Source organism: Collinsella sp. LCP19S3_C9 (genome assembly GCF_052121575.1).
In the GTDB taxonomy this organism is placed as follows: domain Bacteria; phylum Actinomycetota; class Coriobacteriia; order Coriobacteriales; family Coriobacteriaceae; genus Collinsella.
On the sequence record NZ_JBQKDZ010000003.1, the window covers coordinates 158,887 to 170,207 of the forward strand.

At 46.9% G+C, this 11,321-nt stretch carries 7 protein-coding genes and 1 tRNA gene; 4 read left to right on the forward strand and 4 right to left on the reverse strand.

The features are described from left to right. Positions 1 to 255 precede the first annotated feature (255 nt). Together ACTQXI_RS02695 and ACTQXI_RS02700 are read left to right on the forward strand one after the other, a co-directional pair. Entirely contained in the window at positions 256 to 1,188 is a 933-nt protein-coding gene (locus ACTQXI_RS02695; RefSeq protein WP_441548276.1) for a glycosyltransferase family 2 protein, read from the forward strand. Between the two features lie 177 nt (positions 1,189 to 1,365). Then, positions 1,366 to 2,544, forward strand: coding sequence for a nucleotide sugar dehydrogenase (locus ACTQXI_RS02700; protein ID WP_441548277.1), 1,179 nt, complete (start codon positions 1,366 to 1,368; stop codon positions 2,542 to 2,544). 45 nt (positions 2,545 to 2,589) lie between these two features. On the opposite strand, the gene ACTQXI_RS02705 is transcribed toward ACTQXI_RS02700, so the two are convergent. From ACTQXI_RS02705 to ACTQXI_RS02720, 4 genes are all read right to left on the reverse strand, one after another. Continuing rightward, positions 2,590 to 2,663 (reverse strand) — tRNA-Arg (locus ACTQXI_RS02705). A gap of 20 nt (positions 2,664 to 2,683) precedes the next feature. Continuing rightward, positions 2,684 to 3,472, reverse strand: a complete 789-nt coding sequence (locus tag ACTQXI_RS02710) for an ABC transporter ATP-binding protein (protein WP_441548278.1) — start codon at positions 3,470 to 3,472, stop codon at positions 2,684 to 2,686. A 9-nt stretch (positions 3,473 to 3,481) separates the two neighbouring features. After that, entirely contained in the window at positions 3,482 to 4,294 is an 813-nt protein-coding gene (locus ACTQXI_RS02715) for an ABC transporter permease (RefSeq protein ID WP_441548285.1), read from the reverse strand. Positions 4,295 to 4,479: 185 nt separating this feature from the next. Beyond that, positions 4,480 to 7,515, reverse strand: coding sequence for a DUF4422 domain-containing protein (locus ACTQXI_RS02720; protein WP_441548279.1), 3,036 nt, complete (start codon positions 7,513 to 7,515; stop codon positions 4,480 to 4,482). A 327-nt stretch (positions 7,516 to 7,842) separates the two neighbouring features. Between ACTQXI_RS02720 and ACTQXI_RS02725 the strand changes: the two genes are divergently transcribed. Both ACTQXI_RS02725 and ACTQXI_RS02730 read left to right on the forward strand, forming a co-directional pair. Next, positions 7,843 to 9,999 carry a DUF7657 domain-containing protein gene (locus tag ACTQXI_RS02725; protein WP_441548280.1) on the forward strand — a complete coding sequence of 719 codons (2,157 nt, stop codon included), beginning with the start codon at positions 7,843 to 7,845 and terminating at the stop codon, positions 9,997 to 9,999. Between the two features lie 470 nt (positions 10,000 to 10,469). Continuing rightward, positions 10,470 to 11,228 carry an IS256 family transposase gene (locus ACTQXI_RS02730; protein WP_441548281.1) on the forward strand — a complete coding sequence of 253 codons (759 nt, stop codon included), beginning with the start codon at positions 10,470 to 10,472 and terminating at the stop codon, positions 11,226 to 11,228. Positions 11,229 to 11,321 lie beyond the last annotated feature (93 nt).

Sequence of the window (11,321 nt, forward strand, 5' to 3'; positions counted from 1 at the left end):
GGTCGTAAACACACAAGCAGGAAGCCCGGCACAGTTCATCATTGCTGTGCCGGGCTAGCTTATTTATGGAGCGATCAAAACGCGCTATTTCCATGTGAGAAAACGGGCTGCAAGTCATCCCCATGTCTTACAGCCCATGTTTAAACAATACCACGGCAGACACATGTGTCCCCTCTGGTTTTCAGCCCTTGAAAACCAATACAAAAATGCAACGACTATACTTCTAACGGCAACAACCAAACTCTGGAGATCAACGTGAACTCAAAGAAAATCGCCGTTATCATCCCCTGCTACAACGAAGCGGTAACCATTGCAAAGGTAGTAGACGATTATCACCGCGAGCTGCCCGAAGCAACTGTCTATGTATATGACAACAACTCTAGCGACGGCACCGCCCAAATTGCACACGAGCATGGGGCGACCGTTAAGTTCGAGCCCCGTCAGGGCAAGGGCAACGTTTGCCGTCAAATGTTCCGTGATATCGAGGCTGATTGTTATCTCATGGTCGATGGAGACGACACCTATCCGGCTGAGTCAGCGCGCGCACTGTGCGACCCCATCCTCGCCGACGAAGCAGATATGACCGTAGGCGATCGACTCTCCAACGGCACATACGCCGAAGAGAACAAGCGCGCCTTCCACGGTTTCGGCAACAACCTGGTACGCAGCATGATTAAGTGGATCTACGGATACAGCTTCGATGATGTCATGACCGGCTATCGCGCCATGAGCAAACCTTTCGTCAAGACGTTCCCCGTTCTTTCTGAAGGGTTTCAGATTGAGACGGAGCTATCCATCCACGCTGTCGACCATCGTTGGCGCATTAAAGATGTTCCCATCGAGTATCGTGACCGTCCAGCCGGTTCGGAGTCCAAGCTCAATACCGTAAGCGATGGCATCCGAGTGATTGCCATGATTGGCACCCTCTTTAAGGACTACCGCCCGCTTAAGTTCTTCTCACTTGTTGCGCTCATCTTTGCGGCGATCGGTCTTATCCTAGGAGTCCCCCTCATCACAGAATACTTTGCCACCGGTTTGGTGCCTCGCTTCCCTACCGCGATTCTCGCAGCCGCATTTATGTTCCTATGCGGATTGTCACTCGCCACAGGCTTCATCTTGGATTCCGTGGCGAAAGTGGAACGTAAGCAGTGGGAGCTGAGAGTGTATGAGGAGAGCGCGGATAATTAATGGCACGACCAGCCGAATGAATATCCGCTATATTAAATATAATGAGAATCAGCCTCTTTAAGACCGAAGGGGTCGCCATCGACATCCGGTACAAGTAGCTTCAACCTCGACGCCGCGATGCCTTATGTATGGCAGCCTTTACCAGTCTAAGAGCGTTAATTTTGCCGGGAGGCACCCATGAATATTACCGTCGCAGGTCTAGGCTACGTAGGCCTTTCACTCGCATGCCTGCTTTCCAAACATAACGATGTCATTGCTATCGACATTAATGAAAACAGGGTAGCGGACATCAACAACGGCATCTCCCCCATCAAGGATGCATTCATCGAGGCATATCTGGCAGATCGCCCGACTTCGCTACGTGCTACCACCGATGTAAAGAAAGCATATGAAATAGCTGATTACATCGTCATAGCTACGCCAACCAACTATGACGATGCCACGCACTACTTCGACACCTCGAGCATCGAGAGCGTCCTGGATCTGGTCAAAAAAATCAACCCGCACGCCGCCGTAGTAATTAAGTCCACCATCCCTGTTGGCTACACCAAGGAAATCAGTGCCAAATATTCCGAGCTCCAGATCATCTTCTCCCCCGAGTTTTTGCGCGAAGGCCACGCACTTGAAGACAATTTACATCCCAGCCGAATCGTTGCCGGAATCAACGAGGAGGCCGACCGCGAAGCGGCCCAGACCTTCGTCAACCTTTTGGACGAGGGCTCCGAGGACGCCGGGACAGAAATTCTAATAACTGGATCAACCGAGGCAGAAGCTATCAAGCTATTCGCCAACACGTATCTAGCGCTCAGGGTTTCATACTTCAACGAGCTCGACACCTATGCCAAAAGCAAGGGCCTAAATGCGTGCGAAATCATTAAGGGCGTTTGCCTTGATCCGCGCATTGGAACCCATTACAACAACCCCAGCTTCGGCTATGGCGGCTACTGCCTGCCAAAGGATTCCAAGCAACTCCTTGCAAATTTTCAAGATGTTCCTCAAAATCTAATTCGCGCTATCGTCGATTCCAACAATACACGTAAACAATTCATTGCCGATCAAGTGCTAGCAATGCAACCAAAGATCGTTGGAGCATTCCGCCTTACAATGAAAAGCGGGTCTGACAACTTTAGGCAAAGCTCGACTCTCGATGTCATTGAACTGCTCAAGGCAAAGAGCATCAAAGTCATAATTTATGAGCCCACCAGTAGTGAAACAAACCTACTTGGCTGCACCGTTGTTAATGACATAGAGCTATTCAGAAGTCTAAGCGATGTCATTATTGCCAATCGCTACGACCCTATCCTTGATAGCGTGCAGCAAAAAGTGTACACAAGAGATTTATGGAACAGAGACTAAATAAGGGGTCGCGCCATTCAGTGCGGCCCCTTTAATTATTCAAGGTGCTCCATGGCGGATTCGAACCGTCGACCTTGGGATTAGAAGTCCCCTGCTCTATCCAACTGAGCTAATGGAGCGGATAAGGAGTGATTATACCCTAATTGAATTGATCGCGGTATGCTTTGCAAACCGCATCAACGGGACCGTCCATGCGAAGATCGCCTTTCTCGATCCACACAGCGCGCTGGCAAATACGCTCAACCTGATCCATTGAGTGCGAAACGAACAGGACAGTAACATCACCGGATTCAATAAAATGTTGAATTCGCCTTTCGCACTTTTCCTGGAAGAACACATCACCAACCGATAGCGTTTCATCAACAATCAAAATATCAGGCTCGGTAATCGTAGCAATTGCAAAGGCAATACGCGCCACCATACCCGAAGAAAAATTCTTTAGCGGCATATCGACAAAATCATTAAGCTCAGCAAAATCGATGATCCCGTCAAAGTTTGCATCGATAAATTCCTTGGTATATCCGAGAAGCGAGCCGTTAAGGTAGATATTCTCGCGAGCCGTCAGCTCCGGGTCAAAACCGGCACCGAGCTCGATAAGCGGAGCGATGTTGCCATGAACCCTGACCTCGCCCTCGCTCGGCTCAAGAACGCCAGCAATGATCTTAAGCATAGTGGATTTGCCAGATCCGTTCGTTCCGACCAGACCAACGACCTCGCCCTGATGAACTTCGAATGAGATGTGTTTAAGTGCCCTAAACTCCTCAAAAAAGAGTTCGTGTTTCGCAAGCTTTATAAAATACTCTTTAAAGCTACCCAGCGACTCAGAAGCCATATTAAAGACCATGGAGACATCTTTGACTTCAACCGAAAGAGGCTTCTTCTCATAGTCAACCGAGGGCATAGCACCCGCTTGAATAACTCCAGACATACTATTCCCCTAGATATAAAGAATGAACTTATGCTCGCTCTTATGAAATACTGCATACCCTATAACCAGTGAAAGGACTGCCCATAGGACGCAAAAAACCAATACCTGTGTGGAAGGATTGCACTGAAACAGAAAGATATCACGCATGAAAGTCAAATAGTTATACATGGGGTTCGCATACATTAGAACCCTGAGGATATGTGGCATTCCGGCAATAAAATCTGTAGTCCAAAAAATAGGAGTAAAGTACGTCCAGGCGGTAATCACAACGCTCCAAAGATGGATCACATCTCTAAAGAAAACTGCAAGGGCAGAAAGAGCCAGACCAATACCCATGCAAAACAGCATTAAAAGAATCAGACACACCGGAAGCCAAACAAGATGCCATGTGGGCACTACACGGAACCACAACATGACTAAGGCAACAGCAACAAGCGAAAAAGCAAAATTTACCAAGGCAAACAAAGCCTTTTGAACGGGAAATACCCAGCGATGGACTTTGACCTTCTTTAACAATGACGCTGCCGCTAGTATTGACGTCATCGCCTGTGATGTAGAATCGGACATAACGGCAAAAGTAACATTACCGACAATTAAGTAAAGAGGATACATCTCTGGCGTAATGGAGCCATTGCGGCCTTGGGCAAAAATAGTCGAAAAGACGACCGCCATTACAATCATCATTAATAAGGGATTTAGAACAGACCAAGCGACACCGAGAACGCTACGGCGATATTTCAGCTTAAAGTCCTTGGTAACTAGCTGTTTTAGGATGTAAAAATCCTTTTGAATATCATTCGCCGCGTGTGATTGAATACTCATCGGTTCAACACGGCTATCAATGTTATTCGTCACAAACGACTCCTTAATAACAACATCCTGTCGAGAGAGAAGTATATCCTCCCGTAGCTCGCAGAATGAACGGGCCCGTAAAAGAGGGGTATTAACCCATACTTTGTCTAAAGAAAGGCATGGAGCGAACGCCCCATGCCTCGAAACAGGCTCGACTATTTCTTTCCCTGAACAGCCCTGCCAATGGATTTCAGAACTTCACGGCGCGCAGAACCAACAGGACACAGTGGATCGACGATTTTACGAAGTGGACTAGTTTCAGAGATTGCCTTTTCATGCATCAACAGTGGCGTGTCGACCGAGGCGCCAGATCCCATAAGCAATGCAAGAAGCTTCTCGTAGAACGGTGTCTCGCGAGCATATTTCCAATACAACTGGCTTCGATCACAATAAGCAAACTTCCACGGTTTTTCAAACCCAGCATAATGAACAATCCGCTCATGACCACGCGAATCATTAAATGCGTCAAATACCTCATGAGGTGCAAAGCTGAAAACATTTGCAATACGGTTGCCGCAATCAATCATGACATTCCAGTCATAATCTAGCCAGGTCACACGTCCTTCACAATGCGCGTTAAGAACATCCTGATCGTTATAAATAAAACGATCATCAGAAGCGAATTCAAGCCACTCTTCAATAGTGTAGAGATTTCGCATCTCATACGTATTAAGAAGTAGAACGCCCGCCTGGAAGTAGTCATAGGGATCATTCATTCCAAGTACTTCCTTGGCATACTTTAGTCGATCACCGTTTTTCATGTTCAGGTTGCCCAGGAAATCAATATCCCTTGTTGCGCCAAGCAGGTTAGTACCGAGTTCGGTTTCGTACAGCTCCGAAATGTCACCCTTAACAATAAGGTCAGAATCAAGATAGAGCACCTTATTGTAATAAGGCAATAGCTTCTGAATAAGGAAGCGGTAATAAGTCTCGACACTAATATGCGGGTTATTCGTTGTCAGCTCATATTGATCAATAATGGCAGAGACGCTGCAGAACCTCAGGTCGGCATGAGGGAAAGCCCTAAAGAAACTCTTCATACGGGCTTGGTTTTCCCCATTGATATCACGATGCAGTACGACGATATCGTAGCGATAGTCCGTAGAAGCATTTGCAAGCATTGAATAAATTGTGGTCGTAAGCATGGGGACATAATTATTGTCCGAGGCAAAAACAACAGGGATTATAGGGCGGGGATCGCCAGAAAGACGCGGAAGACCGAGTTCGCCATGATAATCTGGCTCAGTAAAGTGAACACACTGCAGCTCGGCAGTTTTCCAACCCTCACCAACACGCTCATGATGAAGCAAATAAATATTCAAGAGCCTTTCAGCAAGGTGACCTGGCGTGCGCAGGCCTTCCTTGCTGTATTTCGACATGTCTGTCGTATTAACAAACTCTTCGAGAATCGGGAATAACCACTCGCAATATGCGTTAAAAATGGCCCGCTTCATGATGAACATGTTGCAGAAGCGCGCGGTGTGCCCTTTGAGGAAAGCCTGAGCATCCTGAAGATACTCAGGATGCTGTTTAACGAGAATGGAAACGACTTTGTCGAGATCCTCGACAAACAATTTGTCGGCAAGATCGTATTGCTTGCGAATGGTTGCAGAAGACCCGCAGTAAGGACGAATATCCTTACGCTCGGTCGTAATCACATCATATTGCTTAACATAATCACGGACGCTATCATCATCAAGGCAATATTCCATTTGGGACGAGGAATCGATATACCGATCCAGGACCTCACCAAATTGGTTCTCCTCATGTCGCGAAGGAGAGAAGTCAAAGTATCTGCGATAGTGGCAGAAGCCAACATAATCGCTGTCAGTATTTTTCCAAGCCCAATACTGAGTCGTAAGCTCGCAGTACATTGCATTTAGGGAAGAAATATTAACGCCATCATCATCGTGAAACGCCCAGCCGAAATGCGATGAACGCAAGGCGCAGCCAACTTCAACTGGCTGAAAAACCCTTCCACTAAACGTGTCCACCCTCTTATGAGTAGAGACAAAAATGCGCACATCTTCTTTCTTAAGACTGGTCAATTTAGCCCTATCGGTCAAGTTACATAGATGATTTTTTGCCGCAGATGCGTATTCGATTAAATCCCGAGACGTAAAGCCAGATTCAGCCACGAAACCCATGGCCTCACGATACCATTCAGCAAGCTCCTCCAAGGTAATTGTAGAAGAGCCAGAATCCCACAGGCGATATGCCTCATCTCGAATGATTCTGAATAACTGAGTAGCCGTCTCAATACCGCCACAGAACGACGCTGCTCGACGAGCAGCAATCAGTTTCTCTTCGAAGCCAACCCGAACAAACCAGTCGTTATACAGGGATTCCAACAACTTAAGCTTAAGAGAAGCGGCCGCTCTGCCAACAATAGGAGCTTTATTCATAGCAAATTCGCACGCTAATTCCCAGCAATCACGATATGCCGTGGCCTCTTTTAACCACGATTCGGTGCTAAGAGAACTTGAATTTGTAATTCCACGCCCTAGATAGTACCTATAACACTTAAGCGAATTGCAAAACTTTGGATTCTCCGCCATCGAAGAAAGAACGAGACATTCATACGCGTCTTGGCCTCTACCCATTTTTTCAGAAGTCATAGAGGCGAAGGCACGCTTAGCCAACCTGGAGCTAAAGCATCTCTGAATAACACGCCAATCCGATTCAAAAGTAATAAAAGAGCTGGAAAGCAAATCGTCAGAAGAGTTACAGACAGGATCGAAATTGGCTTGCTTATTAAAGTTTAAAACAGTAGTCTCGTCAAAATCACCCTTGTTAATTACATCCATTCCAAAATGCAAATAGTCGCACTCTGGGAATTCGCAAATATACGAGTCCAGTGAGCGAAGAGCATCCTCTTTTAACTCATCGTCAGCATCCAAGAAAATAACAAAATCGCCAGTAGATAGGTTAATCGCATCCTTTCGCCCTAAATGAACCCCCTCGTTTTGCTTCTTGATGATAGTTTTGATACGGCAGTCCTTCTCAACATATTTATCGAGAATGGAAGACGTTTCATCAGTGCTACCGTCATCAACAACTATCAATTCAAAGTCCGAAAAGGACTGGGAAATGACACTCGTTATACATGGCGTCAAAAAGTCAGCGTCGTTAAAAGAGGAGACGCAGATAGAAAATCGCGGCAAAGCAATCGCTCCTAAATAATCGTTCAATAATGTATATATAATACCAATGGGCTTAAGGGCACACGCAATTTAAAACCAAGGAGCACAACCAATCCCGAAGAGATGGATTTTTCAATCTAGCTACGCTACGACAATCGAGCGCTGAAACCTATCTGTACTCTTTAAAAGTTCAGATAGGTAAGACGAATAAGCGCTCATCTCAAAACGTAAATACATAAATGCCACTCCCCTGAGTGATTATGGACTATTGTTGATATATAGCTGATGAATATAATTTAACTAAGCAACGCTATGGTCCACTTTGTCAGGGATTCTTTGCGAACTTTATAAACCCCAATGTAGGAAAGGGCTGTCTTGGAGAGCGAGAATATAGGCACCGATGAGATTATCGAGATACGCCAGCACAACATCATGCAATCCCCTAAATTGGGAATGACCATCCAATCAATTGTGCTAAGTGCCCTAATAATAGTTTTTTGCGTTTTGTACCGCGCCTTATACCTGCAGTTTTTGAACGGAGAGTCCTTAATCTATAACACATCGGTTGTCTTGTTCGACAATGCGATCATTTTGTTGTCCAGCACGTTACTGTTAACCATTTGCTTCTTTCTAATTATTCGGCACAAACATTCCTTTTTTAACTTTATGTTTGCGCATCGATATCTATTTGCATTTCTGGCATTATCTGTTCTTACTTTTTTGGGTGTTAGTGGCTCTTCTATTTCCATGTGGGGCGTAACTTTGCCTTATGGCGATTTGTCTAACGTCATAGCAGGCACCCCTCGCTGGTTTAGGACTGACGAATTTGCCACCTCTCTTGCAGAAACGTTCGCACAGTTTAATGACACCAACGGTTATATGCCGTATATAGGATCGGTATTCCGCGGAACTTCGACTGATATGCTTGTCACTGGAGTACCTGTTTTAGACGCTTCGCTACTGTACAGACCTCTGTATTGGGGATATCTATTATTTGGCCTGGAAAAAGGCCTCGCCTTTTATTGGAATGGGCGCATTATAGCCCTCTTTCTTATGACCGTTGAAGTCGGCCTCATCTTTCTAGATGAACAGAGGGGCAAATCAGTAGCACTGGGCATCTTAGTATCTCTTGGTTCAGCCGTGTGTTGGTGGGGATCTGTTGAAATAATTGTTTATTCCGAAGCTTTGTTTGTTACAGCTGTTCACTTTCTTAAGACTAATTCACTCTGGATTTCTTCAATCTTTTCCTTCGCATTTTTCCAATGTCTCGGTGGACTTATTTTGACTCTGTATCCAGCATGGATCGTTCCGTATTCCTTATTGTTCTTAGCGATGGGATTAGGTTTTATTTTAAATAACACTGAGGTTCTAAATAATTTGAGCCCAAGGAAACTACTGCTAACAATGCCTTGGTTATTGTTACTTGTTTTCATTTTTATAAATATTTATAAAACTTCTAGCCCAGCGATATCGCTAATCACGGGAACCGTTTATCCCGGTGCACGCAAAAGCTATGGCGGCGGCCACCCATCTCTCTTGTTCCGCTCTGTAACACAGCTTTTTACTCCATTTTTCAATAATGGATATTCTGATCAAAGAGTAGATGTTTACTCTTCCTTTTTTGATTTATTTCCGCTTGGATATCTTGTCGCGACCTATGCGATTTTCATAAAAAAAGTAAAAGACAGGCAACTATTAGCTCTGTATTTTATTGAATTGTTTTATTTGGTTTATTTCCTTTTCGGACTTCCAGCAATCGTTGCAAAAATTACCCTAATGAGCTTTACGACACCCGAAAGGCTTGCGGTTGTAATTGCATTTGGTGACGTTCTTATCCTATTCAAATCAGTTAATTATCTTGAATTTGGCTATAAAAAGGGTCTTTGCATTGCAGCCATATACACGTTAATCATGATGCTGATTTCTAAATATGTTGAACCTGACTACTTCTCTCTGTTCAAGATCATTGTTTCTGCTGTCTTTATATTTGGTTACATCTATTTCTTGATTACGAAAAATACTGTATGGATTGTAATTTCATGTCTCGCGATTGGCATGTTTGGCGGAATTGCTGCAAATCCACTTCAAATAGGAATTAATGTTGTTGAAGACAATACTTTAATTAAAGACATTAAAACCATTCAGGACACAGACCCAGGTAAATGGATTTCGCAGACAGGATGGGCTGAAAACATTCCTACACTCGCAGGAGCACCAACTATTAGCTCATTACACTATTATCCGAACTTTGATATGTGGAAAGTACTCGATCCCACCGGTAAATATTCAGACGCATACAACAGGTTTGCTCATCTAAGATTTACAATAACCGATACAAATAGCTCTGAAATCATTTTGTCTTCTAATGATGTCGTATCTGCAACCGTGCCCATAAAGGACCTTAAAACTCTTGAAGTAAGGTATATTCTTTCGAACGATAACCTTGAGGGCTTTAACAGCAATAGTTATGGCGTTTCATTCAATCTTATTAAAAGTTATCCCGGTTACTATATATATAAAATTGATTACTAATATATAGCCGGGATAACTGATTATACAAAGATGAAAGGGTATCGACGCCATCGATACCCTTTCATCTGTCGCTTAATTCGTACTCCCGTTGCAACCACTCGAGCAGAATGGGTATCCGGTTGCTTATCGGTGACGCATAATTTCTTTCGCAAATTGACAACCTCATAGCGGAACACGGCCCGCGCTTCGTCATATGATTTCCAGCGACTAAACAACAAATCACCGACGAAGGGGGCACGGGCCGTGTCTGCGAACACCGTATCAGCCGACGGGGAGTCGCTGCGCGACGACAATCGTGTCGGAAATGTTGGTGTAAGCGCGCCGACGGCTGACCGCCAAACGCAAGCGGCCCCTGTCCTAGAATCTGGAATTCTACATAATACAGGTTCTGGGGAAGGACAGGGACCGCTATGGAGACATAAGCGGGCGCAGTGCCGGAGAAGGCCGCCATCCCGAGGTCGACCGACGGAATGGTCGACATCCAGTCGCTGCTCAGGCCGCTCGCCGAGCAGGTGGCCAACGCCATCATGGACGAGGAGGCCGACCATCTCTGCGGCGATGGGGCCAACAGCAGGAACGGCTACCGCAACCGCACGCCCGAGACGTGCGTGGGCACGCTCAACCTGAGAATCCCCGAGCTCAGGACGGGCAGCTTCTTCCCCGAGGACGTCCTCGAGCGCCACCGGCGCGTCGACCGCGCACTCGTCGCGGCGGTGGCCGAGATGTACGCCACCGGCACCGGCACCAGGAAGGTGCAGAGGATAGCCGAGAAGATGGGCATCGAGAGCCTCGGCAGGGACCGAGTGGGCGCGATCGCCGCGACCCTCGACGCCGAGATAGCCGACCTCGCGGAGGGGCCGCCCGATGCGCGCGCGATACCCTGCATCTGGCTCGGCGCGACCTACGTCGAGTGCCGCCGCGGGGGCCGCGTGGCTTCGACCGCGGCGGCCACGGCGATAGGCTGCGACGAGTCCGGCTGGAGGCGGGTGCTGGGGGTGTCCGTGGCGGGCACGGAGTCCTACGAATCGTGGATCGGTTTCCTGCAGGCACCGCGCGACCGCGGCGCGACCGGCACCGAGCTCGTCGCATCCGATGCCCACGGGGGCCCGGTCAGGGCCATAGGCGAGGTCTTCCAGGGGGCGGCCTGGCAGCGATGCGCCGTGCACCTGATGCGCGACTGCATGCGCGAGGCCGGCTCCTGGCAGCTGAGGCTGTTTAGGGCAATCTGATTGTTGCTAGTGCGGCACCCATTCTTTTCATCTACGGAAACGAAAAATTTCAGAAAAGGCAAAGGCATGCCGACCAGCTAGGCCTACCGTTGC